This window comes from Plantactinospora sp. B6F1, from assembly GCF_040120695.1.
Lineage (GTDB): Bacteria > Actinomycetota > Actinomycetes > Mycobacteriales > Micromonosporaceae > Plantactinospora.
Genome location: NZ_JBEEAC010000004.1, coordinates 370,623 through 385,351 on the forward strand (window position 1 = coordinate 370,623; position 14,729 = coordinate 385,351).

Sequence of the window (14,729 nt, forward strand, 5' to 3'; positions counted from 1 at the left end):
CCGCACATGACGGTCGTGCATCCGATCCGCCGCGCCTGGGTCACCACCGGCGGCACCGGCGCCCAGAACTACGACGAGTTCGCCGACGACGCCGAGATCACGGCGATCATCCGGGACAACCCCGCCAGCGCACTCGCGATCGAGATGCCGCACCGGGCGCCGGAGAGCCTCGGGCGGTCCTTCACCGACGCGCTGCCCGCCGCGGTGGCCCGGTTGGCGCAGGCCCGGGCCGACGGCAGCTACACCCCGGCCGAGCAGGTCGTGGTGCTCTACCGGATCACCGCGCCCGGTGAGGCGCCCGGTTACGGGATGTTCGCCATGGTCGACACCGACCAGATCTCCACCAGCGCGGACGAGCCCGGACTGGTGATCCGGAACGAGGACGTCTTCATCGCCAAGGTGCGCGAGCGGGTGGCGCTGGCCGAGGCGACCGGTCATCTCCTCTCGCCGGTACTGCTGCTCCAGACCGGTAACCGGGCCGCCGGCGAGGGTGCCGGCGGGCCGGGGCGGGAGACCGGCGAGGCGCTGCACCGGGCGTTGGCCGAGGCCACCGACGAGGCCGGTCCGCCCGCCGCGACCGACACCGACCAGGCCGGGCGTACCCACGCCATCTGGCTGCTCGGGCCGGGGGCCGGCCAGGACGAGCTGCTGGCGCTGGCCGGCGCCGGTGAGCTGGTCGTCGCGGACGGAAACCACCGCAGCCTGGCCGCGCAGATCGGTGAGCTGCCCCGGTTCCTCGCGGTGATCACCACACCCGCCTCGGTGGCGATCCAGCCGTACAACCGGCTGGTCAGCGAGCTGACCAGTACCCCGGACGAGCTGCTCGACCGGCTGCGCGCCGCCGGCGCCGGGGTCGAGCCGGTGGCCGGTCCGGCGGCGGTGCCGGACTCCGGCGGCACGATCCAGCTCTACACTGCCGGCGCGACCTACGCGGTCACGCTCCCCACCGGTCAGGGCGGTGGGGTGGAGAACCTGGACCATGCGCTCGTCGAGCGGGTGCTGCTGCGGGAGGCGCTCGGGCTGGACCCGGGTGACAAGCGGATCACGTACGTCGGTGGGGACTACCCGGCGCGGTGGCTGGTCGGCGAGGTCGACGCGGGCCGGGCGGAGTTGGCGATCCTGATCGCTCCGGTGACCGTGCGGGACTTCGTCGCGGTCAACCTGGCCCGGCAGAAGATGCCCCGGAAGAGCACCTGGTTCACCCCGAAGGCCCGCGCCGGCCTGGTGCTGGCCGAACTCGGCCGGGACACGACGGAGGCGCACCGGGGCTGACGGCGCGGCCGGTCCGCCGGCCGATGTCTCCAACCGGCGTCTCCAACCGGTGTCTCCGGCCAATCGGACGGGTCTCGGGCCGCGACCACTCCTGTGATCTGTTCGGCTGTCGCCGTGCCTGCCGGCGGGTGGCCGCGTCGGGCTGACAGACTGCGCGGTATGCGCGTCTATCTGGGATCCGACCATGCCGGCTACGAACTCAAGGTGCACCTGGCCAACCATCTGGCCAAGCAGGACTACGAACTGGTGGACGTCGGGCCGTTCCTCTTCGACCCGGACGACGACTATCCGGCGTTCTGCCTGCACGCCGGGGCCCGGGTGGTGGCCGACGCGGGCAGCCTGGGCGTGGTGATCGGTGGCTCGGGCAACGGCGAGCAGATCGCCGCCAACAAGGTGGCCGGAATACGGGCGGCGCTCGCCTGGAGCGTCGAGATCGCCCAGCTCGCCAGGGAGCACAACGACGCGAACGTGGTCGCGATCGGTGCCCGCCAGCACACCCTGGACGAGGCGACCGCGATCGTGGAGGCGTTCCTCACCACGCCGTTCTCCGGCAACGAGCGGCACGCGCGGCGGATCAGGCAGGTCGCCGAGTACGAGCGCTCCGGTGCGCTGCCGGCGCTGCCGGCGTCGTAGCCGCCGACCCCGCCGGTCAGCGGCCGCCGCGCGGCAGCTCCTCCCGAGGTACCCAGTTGCGCCGGACCAGCACCAGCCGTTCGGCCGCCTCGGCCAGATCGGCCTCGGTGGGCCGGGCCGCGTCCCGGGCCCGCATCGCCGCCCCGACGCTCACCTGGGAGGCGCCCGAGCCGATCAGCCCGCGCAGGCCGCGTTCCGCGTCCCGGTCGTCTCCGCCGCCCGGCGCGGCTCCCGGCCCGGTGCCCGGGTCGCCGCCGCGCTGGCTCTCCCCGGGTGGACCGCCGCTGCCGCTCGCCGGGTCATGGCGCAGTCTCCGCCGTCGGCGCTCCGGGTCGGTCATGCCTCGACACTACCGGTCGATGGCCTGCCGGTCCTGACTCAGAAGATTCCGAGGCCGGCGGGCGCTCGGTGCCAGCCGAACGCGGCGGAGGTCCGGGCCAGGGCGCCGGGACGGATCTCCCGGACCCGCCCGGCGGCGGCCAGCGCGGCGAGGGAGGGGCCGCCGAGGTAGGCGGTGGCGAGATCGCGTACGTCGCAGGCGAGATCGGCCGGGTCGTCGGTCCGGCCACACCGGGCGGTGCCGGCCGCGGCGGTCAACCGCCACCGTCCCGCGTTCTCCGGCAGCAGCGGGTCGGTGACCTCCAGTACGACGTCGACGTCGGTGGCGTATCCGCGGGCCGTCAGCGCCGCCGGCAGGTCCACGATCCGGACCCAGAGCCCGTGGTCGAGCCGGGCACCGAGCTGGCGTACCTCGTCGGCCAGGTGCTGCACCGGCTCGTCGGTGGCGGCGAAGTCGTACCGCACGTTCCGGGTCAGGTCGATGCCGACCAGGAACCGCCACAGCGCCGCGTAGGCCGCTGGGTCGGCGGCCACCAGCTCGTCGAGAAGTACGCTGCACCGTGGTCCTCGGTCGTCCTGTCCGGGCCGGACCCGCCACAGGGCGTAGCCGACCGGCCCGTCCGCCGTCTCGGCGAGTATGACCTGCCGGGCCGTCGCGCCGGACCGCTGGGCGGGGTTGTCGATCAACAGGTACCGCCACCACGGGTCGGTCCGGCTGGACCAGCCCGGCCGGTCCCGGCGGAGCCGGTCCCAGAGGGCGGCGAGCGCGGGTCGCAGCGCGACCGGGTCGCCGGTGCGCAGCGTTGTCCTCGGTCCGGTCCCGTCCGGCTCGGCCAGGCGCAGCCCGGCGGTCTGCACGTCCAGGCGCCACCGTTGCGCCGCCTGGCCGTAGCCGAACCGGGGATAGATCTGCCCCTCGCTGGCCCAGAGCACCGCGATCGGCTCCCGGCCGGCAGCCCGGACGTCCCGCAGCTGTCGGCGCATCAGCCGGCTGAGCAGACCCTGCCGGCGATGGGTGGCCGCCACCGCGACCCTGGTCACGTGCGCGGCAGGTACGACCGCACCCGGCACGGTCAGCTCCCGGGTGAACGCCGCCGCGTGCGCCACCACGGCGTCCCCGGAGCGGATCAGCAGCGACCGTTCCGGTTCGGTGAGAGCCTGGCCCGCCTCCGCCTCGTCCTCGTCCGGCAGTGCGTGGTAGGCGGCGTACAGCAGGGTGGCGATGGCGGCCCAGTCGGCCGGGGCGCCGACCTCGATCGGTGGCTCTGATCCGAGCGTCGTGGCGGTCATCGATCCTGTCTAACCGATCCACGCCGGCTCGGCGAGGTGTTTACCGGCTGGTTACCCTCGGAACTGGGGACGGGTTCGGGCCCGACCCGATGGGGAGGACAGGACAGATGGCAGACCAGACGCAGCCGTGGGCCGAGCGGACCGTCGAGATGCCGCCCGGTGCGGAGGGACCGGGGATGCCGCCGGGGACCGAGGGATTCCGGCGGGGTGTGGCGCAGGTCGGGGTGCCGCGGCCGCGTACCGAGCCGGAGGCGCCGCACGAGCCGACCGGCACCGGGTGGCCGGTGATGGAGCAGGAGCGGCAGCAGCTTCCGCCCGGCTACCACTGGCGCCAGCTGCGCATCGGACGGCACTGGAGCATGATGGGCGGCCTCTTCGCCTTCGTCTGCTGGGGAATCTGGGCGATCTCGTCGCGGGGCGACCTGACCAGTCCGGTGGTCACCTTCGTGCTGACCCTCTTCGTCGCGGTCGGCCTCTTCGCGCTGGCCCGGCTGGTCGGCCGGGTGGTCTGGGAGCGTCAGCTCGGCCGGATCCGCCGCAGTGCCCGGGGCGCGCACCTGGTCACCGGGATCTTCCTGGCCGGGGTCGGGGTGGCGTACCTGCGCCAGACCGGGTGGGTGGTCGACCTGTGGAACTGGGTGGCCGGGCTCGGGTGACAAATCACAATTTGGTCACTCGATAGTTACTGAGCGCGTGGCGTCCGATTACTCGGCGCTACTATTCGGTCTCCGTCCTCCACTGGAGGTTGTGCACGGTGACCCTGCTCAGCGTGATAGTCCCGGTCTACCAGGTGCGGGCGTACCTGGCGGACTGCCTGGACTCCATTCTCGACCCGTCCTTTCCCGACCTCGAACTGGTGGCGGTGGACGACGGCTCCAGCGACGGCAGCGCGGCGATCCTGGCCCGGTACGCCGAACGCGACCCCCGGCTGGTGGTGGTCACCCTGGACCGCAACCAGGGGCTCGGGACGGCCCGCAACACCGGCCTGTCCCGGGCCACCGGCGAGTACGTGTGGTTCGTCGACGGCGACGACTGGCTGCCGGAGGGGAGCCTGCGGGCCGTCGCCGAGCGGCTGACCCGGACCCGGCCGGACCTGCTGATCACCGCCTACACCCGGTACTACCCGAACGGCGGGACCCGGCACCTGTCGCTCTCCCAGGTCGGTGCCGGGAAGCCGGTGCCGGAGACGTTCACCCTCCGGGAGCGCCCCGGGCTGCTGTCGGTGCTGCACATCACCTGCAACAAGGTGATCCGGCGCCGGTTCCTCCTCGACCTGGGCCTTGGGTTCGAGCCCGGCTGGTACGAGGACGTCTCGTTCAGCTTCCCGCTGATGCTCGCCGCGCGGCGGATCACCCTGCTGGACCGCTGCTGTTACGCCTACCGGCAGCGCCCGGAGGGCGCGATCACCGCGACGGTCAGCGAACGGCACTTCGAGGTCTTCGCGCACTGGGACCGGGTGCTGGCCGGCCTGGACGCCGACCCGGCGGTGTCGGCCGAACTGCGTCACCTGATCTTCCAGCGGATGATCTGGCACCTGTTGCAGGTGCTCGGCCATCCCCGGCGGGTGCCGCCGGGCCGCCGCCGCGAGTTCTTCGCCGAGATCGTCACCCGGTACCGGGCCCACCTGCCACCGGCGGGCTACCAGCCGCCGGGCGGTGCCGCCGGACTCAAGCACCGGCTGGTCGGTCGCGGTGCGTACGGGCTGTTCACCGCGCTCCAGGCCGCGCGGCGGGCGCACGTCGGCGTGGTGACCCGGGTCCGGCACCCGCGCTCCGGAGCGCGGCCGGCGGTCGGCACCGCCGCCTCGGCCCCGCCGCCGGTGCCCGGCAGTCGTGCCGAGGCGGTACCCGGCGAGGTGACCGATCGGGTGGGCTGACTGTGGGCTGAGCACGGCGGCGCCGGATCAGCCGTGCTCGCCGAGCGGGCCGACCCGCCAGCCCCGGCGGAGGCACTCCTCAAGCAGGTACGGCAGCGCGGCGAGGCTGGCCTGCCAGGAGCCCGGCGCCGAGGTGCAGTCGGAGTCGTGCAGCAGTACGGTGCCGCCGCCGGACAGCCCGGCGCGCAGCGTGTCGAGTACCGAGGTGCGGGTCGCCGACCGGGTCCAGTCCCGCCCCCAGCAGGTCCAGAGCACCGGGGTCAGGCCCAGCCGGCGGGCGGCCATCAGGGCGGCGGTGCTGAGCACCCCGTACGGCGGGCGGAAGTACCGGGGCGTCCGCCCGGTCACCGCGCCGATCAGCTCCCGGGTGCGGGCCAGGTCGCGGTAGGTCGCGTGCGGGCCGCGGAGCAGCAGGTTCCGGTGCGCCCAGCCGTGCACCGCCACCTCGTGCCCGGCGGCGGCGAGGTCCAGGCCGAGTTCGGGTGCGCGGGCCAGCATCGACCCGAGCAGGAAGAACGTCGCCCGGGTCCGGTGCGCGGCCAGGGTCTCGACGAAGAGCGGGGTGGAGGCCGGGTCCGGGCCGTCGTCGAAGGTCAGCGCGACGTGGCCCGGAGAGCCACGTCCGCTCAGCCGGGGAAAGAACCTCAGCCGTACCCCGGGCAGCACGGTCAGCGCCGGTACCACCTGGGCGGCCAGCGCGGCACCGACGGTCGTCGCCGGTACCGCGCGTCCGCGCACTCGTTCCTCCACCCGCCGCACCATCGCGGACGCGGATACCCGCGCGGCCGGTCTTCATCCTCATCCGCCACGGGTGGCCCGGCCAGTCCGGCCCGGGTCTTCCGGGGGCCGACCGAGTTTGCGGGGGCGCCGATCGGGTAGCCGGCGCGCGGCGCTCCGGGGAGATGCGGCGCTCCGGGGAGGTCCGGGGGTGCAGGCGAGTTCGACACGCCGTGCCGGACACGTAGTCCGCCGTGCCGCGTGTCGCGGCACCGGGTTGTGGTGACCGTGGGTCTGCTCTCGGCCGGCACCGTGGCCGGTGGCCGTGCGGCACAACACCCTGGCGCCCATGGTGACCGGAGAATCACCGACTGACCAACCTGGACACGTTTCCGCACGTCGAGCGGGTGGGAACGCGCTTGGTAAATAGCCGACAGCAGCAAGTCGATAATGGCGGACAAAGCATGCTCTTCGATGCGTCCGAAGCGCAGTGATTACTGATAGTCGTTGCCCGACAACGCCTTTGGCCATGATTGGGTCTTGCCATTCGAGAAGCGAAACCGGGTATGCTGTCTGCCGTTCATAGCCGCCGGATGCCGCGTGGCGCCGGCGCTGATCGCCGCCTAATCGCCACACGGCGAGCCGGGGACCCACGCACCCCTGGGGTGAATCCGCGACAGCGGTAGGGACCACTTCCATCCCGAACCCGTCAGCTAACCCGGTCGGCGGCCGACGGAAGGGATACATGTGAGGGCACCCCTACGCCGAACACTGGCGACTGCCCTGGCACTGCTCACCGCCGCAGCACTGGTCATGGTCCCCTCGGAGGCGTCGGCGGCGCCAGCGCCGAAGCCGGCTCCTGAGGAGGAGGCCGACTCACCGGTACTCGGAGAGGTGCTCGCCAGCGCAGGCAAGCGGCTCGCCGAGGCGAAGGCCGAGCGCGTCAAGTCCCAGCGGCGGCAGCAGCAACTCGGCACCCAGTTGAAGCAGGCGGAAGCCCGCCTCGCGGCACTCACGCCGGAGGCGAGCGAGATCGCGGCCGAGTCGTACCGCAGCGGCAAGCTCAGCGCGATATCGATGCTGCTGACCAACAACTCGTCCGACCCCTCGGCCAGCTCGTTCATGGAGCGGGCGTCCGCGCTCAACGAGTTGAACATGTTCAACAACAGCAAGATCCGCGCGCTCAACCAGGCGCGGGACGAGGTCGGTGCGGCCAAGAAGGCGATCGACGAGGAGGTCGCCAAGCAGGCCGCGCAAGAGAAGATCATCAAGAAGCAGCAGTCGGACGCGGCGAAGGCGCTCGCCCTGGTGGGTGGCAACTCGCGCCCCGACAAGGGGCTGGTGGCGGCCACCTCGCCGGTGGCCAGGCCGGGGCCCGGGATGGCGGACGGCTTCCCGGGGCTGCCCTGCAACAAGAACGACCCGACCACCAGCGGCTGCGTCACCGCCCGGACTTTGCACATGTACAACGAGGTGCGCCGGGCGGGCTTCAAGAGGTTCGTCGGCTGCTACCGGCCCGGCGGGCCGTTCGAGCACCCGAAGGGCCGCGCCTGCGACTGGTCGCTGCGCAACTCCGGCTTCAGCCGGGCCGCCAACGACGACCAGATGAAGTACGGCAACGACCTGGCCGCGTTCCTGATCCGCAACGCGGACCGGCTCGGCATCCTCTACGTGATCTGGTACAAGGAAATCTGGTTCCCGGACCGGGGCTGGAGTTCCTACAGCGGTCCGAGCGACCACACCGACCACGTGCACGTCTCGATGCTGTAGCCCGAGCAGCACAACAGCCCGCGCAGCACAACGCCACCGCCCCGCCACCTGGCCGCCAGGTCGCGGGGCGGTCGCGTTGTGCGGACAGGTGCCGCGCCGACTGGCATCATCGGCGGATGGTCACCATCGAAGTCGTCCGTGGCGACATCACCCGGGAACGCGTGGACGCGATCGTCACCGCCGCCAACGAGTCGCTGCTGGGTGGTGGCGGTGTGGACGGTGCCATCCACCGCGCGGCCGGTCCCCGGCTCGCCGAGGCGGGCGGGGCGCTCGCACCCTGCCCACCCGGCGAGGCGGTGGCGACCCCGGCGTTCGACCTCGACCCGCCGGTCCGCAACGTCATCCACACCGTCGGTCCGGTCTGGGCGGGCGGCGGATTCGGCGAGGCCGAGGTGCTGGCCTCCTGCTATCGCCGCTGCTTGGCGGTCGCCGACGAGGTGGGTGCGCGCAGCGTGGCCTTTCCGGCGATCGCCACCGGGGTCTACGGCTTTCCTGCCGACCAGGCGGCCCGGATCGCGGTCGATACGCTCCGGTCCACGCCGTCGGCGGTCGAGTCGATCCGACTGGTCGCCTTCGACGAGCAGACCCGCACGCTGCTGCGGGCGGCCCTCGACGGGACCGGCCCGGCCGGGCCGGCAGCCTGACCGTCCGAGCCCGGGCCGGAACTCCAGACACCGGACGACCGGTTCGCCGGTGGGCGGCACACCGCCCCGGCGGCTCAGCCCGCTCCAGTTCCCCGGCCACGTACGACTCAGCCTTGACCATCGCCGGTGCCGCGTGGCAGCGGCCGCGCGGCACGTCCAGCCGCTCCACGTGCCGGCGTAGCCGCCCCTCGTCGACGCAGGCCCGTACCGTGGTCAACCGCTCGGCCGTCGCGGAGGGCAGCGGACGTAGTCGGGGGTGGGCGGTGAGGAGCATCCTTTGTCTCCGTGCGCGAGGTCGCCGGGTTCCGTCCACCGCGATCCTGGCCGCCCCCGCAACCGGCGTCGGTGCCGGCACCGGCCCTACGAGCCGGCGGCTTCGCCGCGGTGGCTCCCGGCCGGCACGGCGCCGGACTCCGGAATGGAGCCCGGTCCGGTCACCGGCAGCGCCAGACGACGGCCTGGACCGTGCCCGTCGCGTCGTTCGACTGTCCGGCGACGGTGCGTCCGTCGTCGCTCAACGTCGTCGGGATCGACGGGTCGCCCGGGTCGTGGCCGGCCAGGTCCGGCAGGACCACCGGAGCGGCGCCGGTGACCAGCACGGCCCGGCCCTGCGGGTCGGTGCCGACCTGCCAGCCGTGCGCGTTCACCGTGCTCGCACCGTGCTCCAGCTCCCCGAAGACCCGCGTTTCACCGGTCCGGACGTTCCACCGGACCGACCCGACCCGGCTGCCCTCGCCCCGCTCGCCGCTGCCGCCGCGCAACCGGGCGGCGCGATCCTGGCGTACCCCCGCCGAGGAAGTCACCGCCGGGTCGCCTGCCGACCGGCCGAGGCCGTTGCTGGCCACCCCGGTTGCCCAGCCGTTGCGGATGGCGAAGACCCGTGCGGCCGCGGCCGGCGCACCGTCGAGGCTCGGCATCGGCAACTCGAGACGACGTTGTTGATGTCCTCGCCGGCCTGCCGGGCAGGATCGAGTTCACCCCGGCCGTGGCGGGTCGGACCCGGTTCAACCAGTCGGCGTGGCACGCCTGGCGGGCCGGGTTCCGGGAGTGCGCGATGCTCGCCCGAGGCTGCGAGTACGGCAGCACCGATGCCGAGGCGCAAGCCCGCCTGGAGGTGTGGACTCTCACCGGTACCGGCCCGTACGCCGAGGACGCGATGAGGGGCGCGCGGGCCGGGGTGGCGTTCGCCGTCGACACCCCGCCGGACGACGGCATGTGGCAGAACCTCAACGACCCTGCGTGGCTCGCCCGGCGCTACGCCGCGAGCCGATGACCACCCCTGCGGCGCCGTTGGTGCTCATCGAACCGGCGGCCGGGTCGGTCGGCGGTCACTGGTTCCAGGCGGCTATCCGCCTGGCTCGGCAGTGCGCCGCCGAGGGACGTGCCTGCACGGTCGTCGCCCTCGGGGGTATCGAGCCGACCGCCCGCGCCGCTCTGCACCGGGCGGGAGCCCGCGTCGTCGGACGTGTCGGCCGCGAGCCGGCCGAGCGTTCGTTATGGGCGGCTAGTCGGCTGCTCGGTCGCGTCAGCCGGTTCACGGGCCGGCTGCCGCACCGCCGGCTGCCGCACCAGATCGGCGCTCTCGCCCGGTGTTTGGCCGAAGCGGCGGCGCTGCGGACCGGTACCCGTGGCATCCGGACCGGCAGGCCGGTTGTGGTCGTGCTGTCGGCCAGCGGCGCGTTGCACGGTCTCGCCGCCGGACTGTCCGGCAGAGCCCATATCCGGGTGGTGCACGAGGTTCCTACGACCGAGGACCGCGCGCTACGCCTCATCGGCCGGCTCGCGTCCGCCCACCTCACCCGGGTCCGCGTGGTGTGTCCCACCGAGGCGGTCCGGGCACGGCTGGCGCACCTGTTCCCCGGGCTGCCGGTCGGAGTCTGGCCGTTCGCGCTGGCGGATGCCGAACCGCGCCTCAGCGACGCCGAGCGCACCGCTGCCAGGGCCGATTTCGGTCTCCAGCCCGACGACACGGCGCTTGCCCTGGTCGGCGGGTGGTGGCCCCACAAGGACATCGCCACCGTCGCGGCGGCCCTGGCCCGGCTGACCCGTCCGGTCTGCGTACTCGTCGCCGGGCATCCCGTCGACCCGGTGTTGCTGCGCGGCCTTGCCGCCGCCGTGGATGGCCGGGTGCACGCGCTTCCCGGCGCGGCACCTCGCTGGCACGTCCGCCGCGTCTACGCCGCCGCCGATGCCGCGATCGTGGCCCGGCGAGCCGGTGTCGGCAAGGAGAGCGGCCTGATCGCTGACAGCGTGGTCCTCGGCGTGCCGCTGCTGGTCTCCGACCACGACCCCGCCACCACCGGCCTGCTCGGCAACCGGCCGTGCGTGCGCCTGTTCCGCACCGCCGACCCCACCGATCTCGCCTCAGCGATCACCGACCTGGCCCGCCGGCCGCTGCCTCGCCCGGAACCGGGCGAGGCAGCCCATCTCGGACTGCCCACCGCAGCGGCCACGCTCGCGTTCTGGACCAACCTGGCCACCGACCTCGGAAGGACTCAATACCATGCCGATCCCGCCTCTGATCGCCGTCATCGGGCCGGTTGAACCCGACCTGCTCACCGCGTTCGTCGGGCACTATCGCGCCCACGGTGTGCACCGGTTCCTGCTCGCCTTCCACTTTCCCGACCAGACCACTGACGGCGAGCGCGTCCGGCTCCTCGACGCCTGCCGCGCTCTCGACATCAGTCCCGCCCTAGTGAACGTCGGCCCCTGGCACGAGCACACCAACACCCGCCTCCGCGACGAACTGCGCAACGTCGCCGGCCCCGGCTGGCACCTGCTCGCAGACGCCGACGAGTTCCACACCTACCCGAACGGTCTGGTCGACACCCTGCACGAAGCAGCCAGCGCCGGCATCGGCACGGTCGGTGGACTGATGCTCGACCGGATCGCCGGAGACGGCTGCCTCCGGCCGTGGACCCCGCGGCAGGGCCTCGACCGCGCCTACCCGCTCGGCGGGTTCCTCACCCACTACCTCCTGCGCGGTGACCCGCGAAAGATCGTCCTGGCGCACTCCAACGTCCCGGTCGCCAGCGGGAACCACCGCGCTCCCGGCCACCGACCCGTCAACCGGCCCCCGGTCGTGGTTCACCACTTCAAGTGGCGTCGCGGGGTTGAGAGCTATCTCCAGCAGCGCGTCAACCACATCGCGGACGGCAGTTGGCGCAGCAGCAGCCCCGCCCTGCTGCGGGAATCCCGACGCCTGCTCGATCACCTCGCCCGCCACGACGGGCACATCGCCGTCGACTCACCCACCCTGCCGCTGCGCCCGGTGACCCTCGACGCGCTACCGGCCTGGTGGACGCAAGAAGCCGCCCACATCATCGACACCTGGCGGCCACCGCCTCAGAACGACCCGACCGGCACGATCTCCTCACCCTCACCGTCCGGCACGTCGAACCGGGCGTAGAAGTCATCAAGCGCGCTCTCGGTCACTGTCAACGCGTTGGCGTGCTCCTCCTCGTTGCGGGCCGTCAGGCGGCGAAGCAACTCCTCCCGGGGAACCGGGAAGTACAGCAGCCGCCACCGGCCGCCGGCCGTCTCCACCAGCTTCTTCCACGCGTCCCGATCCGCCCGACGCCACAACCCGTGATCGAGCACCACATCACGCCCCTCGGACACCAACCCCACCAGCCGATCCCGCACCTCGGCCACGACCGGCGCCTCCCGCTCGAAGTACTCGTACTCCGGATAGTCGACCCCGTACCGGCCATGCCGGGCAAAGACCTCCTCGTCCACCGACAGCCGCACCGCCCCCGCCGGCTCCAACACCCGCCTCGCGTACGTGGTCTTACCCGAACCGGTCAACCCCAGCAGGAAGAACACCACCGGCACCCGCTCGCTCACCGGGCCTCCTTCACCGTCACTCGCCCCGACCACCGTGACAGTCTGCCACCTACCCGATACCCCAGGAGCCACGTCGATGTTGCAGCCTCTTGTTGTCAACACCCTCCGGACCTACCTCCGACACGGACCCGGCGGTGCCCAGCTCGCCGCCCGCCTCGATGACCACCTGACCCGCCACCCGGTCACCGCCACCGGCCGTACCCTCGACGGCATCACCTTCCCGAACCTCACCACCACCGACATCATCCAGCGCTACCTCTACCTGTTCGGCACCTGGGAACCCCACCTCACCGCCTGGATCCGCCGACGCCTCAACCCCGGCGACACCTTCATCGACATCGGCGCGAACATCGGCTACTACAGCCTCCTCGCCGCCCACCTCGTCGGCCCGACCGGCCGCGTCGTCGCCGTCGACCCCTCCCCACACTTCACCCAAGCCCTCGCCGCCGCCGCACACGCCAACCGGCTCGACAACATCCGGATCGTCCGCGCCGCCGCCTCCGACACCACCGACCGGATCACCTTCTACACACCGAGCACGGCCAACCTCGGCAACACCACACAGGTACGGCCACGCGGCCCGGCCGCCGCCACGTTCCAAGCCGAGGCCAGACCCCTGCCCAACCTCACCACCACAAGCGAACTCGCCCAGGCCCGCATCATCAAGATCGACGCCGAAGGAGCCGAAGCCGCCGTCATCCGAGGACTCACCCCCGCGATCAACCAACTCCACCCCTCGGCCGAACTCGTCATCGAGGTCACCCCACGACTGCTCGCCAAGCAAGGGCTAACCCCCGCAGATGTCACCAACCCACTCACCGCAGCCGGCTACCATGCCTACCACCTCGACAACGACTACGCCGCTGCCCGCTACCCCCGCGCCCGACGCCGCCCCATCGCTCCCCGACGGTTGACCGCCCCGATCACCGACATGAGCGACATCATCTTCTCCCGAACGGACGCCGCGATCCTGCCGTGACCCCTGGCGCCCGCCCTGCCCATTGGCGCGACGAACCCATCGTCGGGCTGCGCCCTCGCCGGTGACTCGCGCCGTCAACGGCGAGGGTGTCAAGCTGTGGAGGTGTTGCCTGTTGCTGCCGGAGGATGCACCGGAGCCGGTCGTGGTTGATGACGATCGGTGGCGGGCTGCCGAGCAGCGTCGGCGGAAGCTGGCCGAGCGGTTGGCGTGGGAGCTGGCGCATCCCGACCCTGACGCCCCGCCTGGCGCGCTCAGTGACTTCGTTGCGGCGACCGCGCTGCGGGTCCGCTGGGCCTCATCCATCGAAGCCCGGACCGCCTTTGACCAAGCGCCGCACCTCATCGCCTTCGGTGAAAAGTTCGGTCGTCTCCAGGGACGCGGTGGCGTGATCTTGTACGTGCACTGCCTGGAAGACAGTCTGGACGAGTGGAGTCTGGTCGTTCCGTACGAGCCGTTCACCGGGCCGGTCCTGGTCTGCGTGGACGACCTGGAAGACCACTGCATGTGGATCTCCGAGGACGACCCGCAGACACAAAAAGCCCTCTCAGACTTACGCACCGGGATCGAGTTGGCCCTCACCACCCGCGCGGAACTGATCGTCAAGGGCAGCCTGCCCCCGGACTGATCCAGTAACGAGGGCCCCGTGCCGGCTGCCTTAGCCAGTGTCGGCCGACAGACCTCGTCATGGACAAACAACCAGGGCGGCGGCCTGCTCGGCTGTTCTGGATCCGACTGGGCGCACTCGGCAACGGTGCCGGCGCGCTGCAAGGCCACACCGCCACCCGAAAGAGGCCGCACCCCGTCGGACACACCGCCCGTGCCCCAACAAAACACCTTCTTGCGCTTCGTTCCGGATAATTGCCATATCAACGTTTGCGACTCTGATGCTTGACGGAATGCGACACGAATGGTTGTCGGGTATTGGGTGAGGTGTTAGCCTAAATTGCAGATAGACTCTCGCCGGTTGATCAGATCGAGCAATAGGTGTTACCGAATCGCGGATCTTCAAAAATCCGCGACAAGCGGGGGTCGATTACCGATCAAAGGGGGAGGCGATCTTGTTCAAACGAATCGTGCGGGCGGTAGCGGTGGTTGTACTGGCGGCCGGCGGAGCGGTGGTGGCGAGCATGGTTCCCGCGATGGCGTACCCGAACTGCGAGCGGCATGTTGGCCTCCCGGTATTCGACGGCAACAACATCAGCGGGCCCTACAGCGTCGACTGAGTTGATCTCAGCAAAACATAAGGGTTGATTGGTGCGACACGGGCGAAAGTGTCGAGTCGGACGACCGTGGAAACAGGCGTGGAGCCATCGATAGACACGTCCTTGCGACAGAAACACGTCTTCGAGAGGGCTCCACTTCG

At 71.8% G+C, this 14,729-nt stretch carries 17 protein-coding genes and 1 riboswitch; of the genes, 12 read left to right on the plus strand and 5 right to left on the minus strand.

The genetic code is table 11. The features are described 5' to 3' along the window. Nucleotides 1-6: 6 nt before the first annotated feature. The gene (locus ABNF97_RS09115; protein ID WP_349338227.1) at nucleotides 7-1,272 is read left to right on the plus strand and encodes a DUF1015 family protein; all 1,266 of its coding nucleotides are present in this window, start codon (nucleotides 7-9) and stop codon (nucleotides 1,270-1,272) included. 159 nt (nucleotides 1,273-1,431) lie between these two features. Then, entirely contained in the window at nucleotides 1,432-1,905 is a 474-nt protein-coding gene (locus ABNF97_RS09120) for a ribose-5-phosphate isomerase (protein ID WP_130462391.1), read from the plus strand. Nucleotides 1,906-1,921: 16 nt separating this feature from the next. Here ABNF97_RS09120 and ABNF97_RS09125 read toward each other — a convergent pair whose 3' ends face one another. Next, nucleotides 1,922-2,245 carry a hypothetical protein gene (locus ABNF97_RS09125; protein ID WP_130462392.1) on the minus strand — a complete coding sequence of 108 codons (324 nt, stop codon included), beginning with the start codon at nucleotides 2,243-2,245 and terminating at the stop codon, nucleotides 1,922-1,924. A gap of 38 nt (nucleotides 2,246-2,283) precedes the next feature. After that, entirely contained in the window at nucleotides 2,284-3,534 is a 1,251-nt protein-coding gene (locus ABNF97_RS09130) for a GNAT family N-acetyltransferase (RefSeq protein ID WP_130462393.1), read from the minus strand. A 107-nt stretch (nucleotides 3,535-3,641) separates the two neighbouring features. On the opposite strand from ABNF97_RS09130, the gene ABNF97_RS09135 reads away from it, so the two are divergent. Both ABNF97_RS09135 and ABNF97_RS09140 read left to right on the plus strand, forming a co-directional pair. Further along, on the plus strand, nucleotides 3,642-4,190 hold the full coding sequence (locus ABNF97_RS09135) for a hypothetical protein (protein WP_130462394.1): 549 nt from the start codon (nucleotides 3,642-3,644) through the stop codon (nucleotides 4,188-4,190). Nucleotides 4,191-4,288: 98 nt separating this feature from the next. Next, the gene (locus ABNF97_RS09140; protein WP_165436680.1) at nucleotides 4,289-5,410 is read left to right on the plus strand and encodes a glycosyltransferase; all 1,122 of its coding nucleotides are present in this window, start codon (nucleotides 4,289-4,291) and stop codon (nucleotides 5,408-5,410) included. A 27-nt stretch (nucleotides 5,411-5,437) separates the two neighbouring features. On the opposite strand, the gene ABNF97_RS09145 is transcribed toward ABNF97_RS09140, so the two are convergent. Beyond that, entirely contained in the window at nucleotides 5,438-6,148 is a 711-nt protein-coding gene (locus ABNF97_RS09145; protein WP_349338228.1) for a polysaccharide deacetylase family protein, read from the minus strand. 589 nt (nucleotides 6,149-6,737) lie between these two features. Further along, a riboswitch (cyclic di-AMP (ydaO/yuaA leader) is annotated at nucleotides 6,738-6,871 on the plus strand. Between the two features lie 3 nt (nucleotides 6,872-6,874). Here ABNF97_RS09145 and ABNF97_RS09150 point away from each other — a divergent pair. Both ABNF97_RS09150 and ABNF97_RS09155 read left to right on the plus strand, forming a co-directional pair. After that, the gene (locus ABNF97_RS09150; protein ID WP_130462397.1) at nucleotides 6,875-7,897 is read left to right on the plus strand and encodes a VldE C-terminal domain-containing protein; all 1,023 of its coding nucleotides are present in this window, start codon (nucleotides 6,875-6,877) and stop codon (nucleotides 7,895-7,897) included. Nucleotides 7,898-8,013: 116 nt separating this feature from the next. Beyond that, nucleotides 8,014-8,541 (plus strand): O-acetyl-ADP-ribose deacetylase, encoded by a 528-nt coding sequence (locus ABNF97_RS09155; RefSeq protein WP_349338229.1) that lies wholly within the window; start codon nucleotides 8,014-8,016, stop codon nucleotides 8,539-8,541. A gap of 434 nt (nucleotides 8,542-8,975) precedes the next feature. Here the strand turns inward: ABNF97_RS09155 and ABNF97_RS09160 are convergent, their stop codons facing one another. Beyond that, entirely contained in the window at nucleotides 8,976-9,458 is a 483-nt protein-coding gene (locus ABNF97_RS09160) for a hypothetical protein (protein ID WP_349338230.1), read from the minus strand. A 68-nt stretch (nucleotides 9,459-9,526) separates the two neighbouring features. Between ABNF97_RS09160 and ABNF97_RS09165 the strand changes: the two genes are divergently transcribed. From ABNF97_RS09165 to ABNF97_RS09175, 3 genes are read left to right on the plus strand one after another with little or no spacing between them, the layout of a single operon-like run. Further along, nucleotides 9,527-9,814, plus strand: a complete 288-nt coding sequence (locus ABNF97_RS09165; RefSeq protein WP_349338231.1) for a hypothetical protein — start codon at nucleotides 9,527-9,529, stop codon at nucleotides 9,812-9,814. Beyond that, nucleotides 9,811-11,085: a glycosyltransferase family protein gene (locus tag ABNF97_RS09170; protein WP_349338232.1), complete on the plus strand. Its 1,275-nt coding sequence runs from the start codon at nucleotides 9,811-9,813 to the stop codon at nucleotides 11,083-11,085. Before ABNF97_RS09165 ends, ABNF97_RS09170 begins: the two co-directional genes overlap by 4 nt. Then, the gene (locus ABNF97_RS09175) at nucleotides 11,045-11,950 is read left to right on the plus strand and encodes a glycosyltransferase family 2 protein (RefSeq protein ID WP_349338233.1); all 906 of its coding nucleotides are present in this window, start codon (nucleotides 11,045-11,047) and stop codon (nucleotides 11,948-11,950) included. Before ABNF97_RS09170 ends, ABNF97_RS09175 begins: the two co-directional genes overlap by 41 nt. Here the strand turns inward: ABNF97_RS09175 and ABNF97_RS09180 are convergent. Then, nucleotides 11,887-12,387 carry a P-loop nucleotide/nucleoside kinase family protein gene (locus ABNF97_RS09180; RefSeq protein WP_349338234.1) on the minus strand — a complete coding sequence of 167 codons (501 nt, stop codon included), beginning with the start codon at nucleotides 12,385-12,387 and terminating at the stop codon, nucleotides 11,887-11,889. The two genes, ABNF97_RS09175 and ABNF97_RS09180, sit on opposite strands and share 64 nt — an antisense overlap. A gap of 76 nt (nucleotides 12,388-12,463) precedes the next feature. On the opposite strand from ABNF97_RS09180, the gene ABNF97_RS09185 reads away from it, so the two are divergent. The 3 genes from ABNF97_RS09185 to ABNF97_RS09195 all read left to right on the plus strand — a co-directional run bounded on the left by ABNF97_RS09185 (nucleotide 12,464) and on the right by ABNF97_RS09195 (nucleotide 14,589). Continuing rightward, entirely contained in the window at nucleotides 12,464-13,366 is a 903-nt protein-coding gene (locus ABNF97_RS09185) for an FkbM family methyltransferase (RefSeq protein WP_349338235.1), read from the plus strand. A gap of 112 nt (nucleotides 13,367-13,478) precedes the next feature. Further along, a complete protein-coding gene (locus ABNF97_RS09190) occupies nucleotides 13,479-13,991 on the plus strand; it encodes a hypothetical protein (RefSeq protein ID WP_349338236.1) in 513 nt (170 codons plus the stop codon). A 433-nt stretch (nucleotides 13,992-14,424) separates the two neighbouring features. Beyond that, a complete protein-coding gene (locus tag ABNF97_RS09195) occupies nucleotides 14,425-14,589 on the plus strand; it encodes a hypothetical protein (RefSeq protein ID WP_349338237.1) in 165 nt (54 codons plus the stop codon). Nucleotides 14,590-14,729 lie beyond the last annotated feature (140 nt).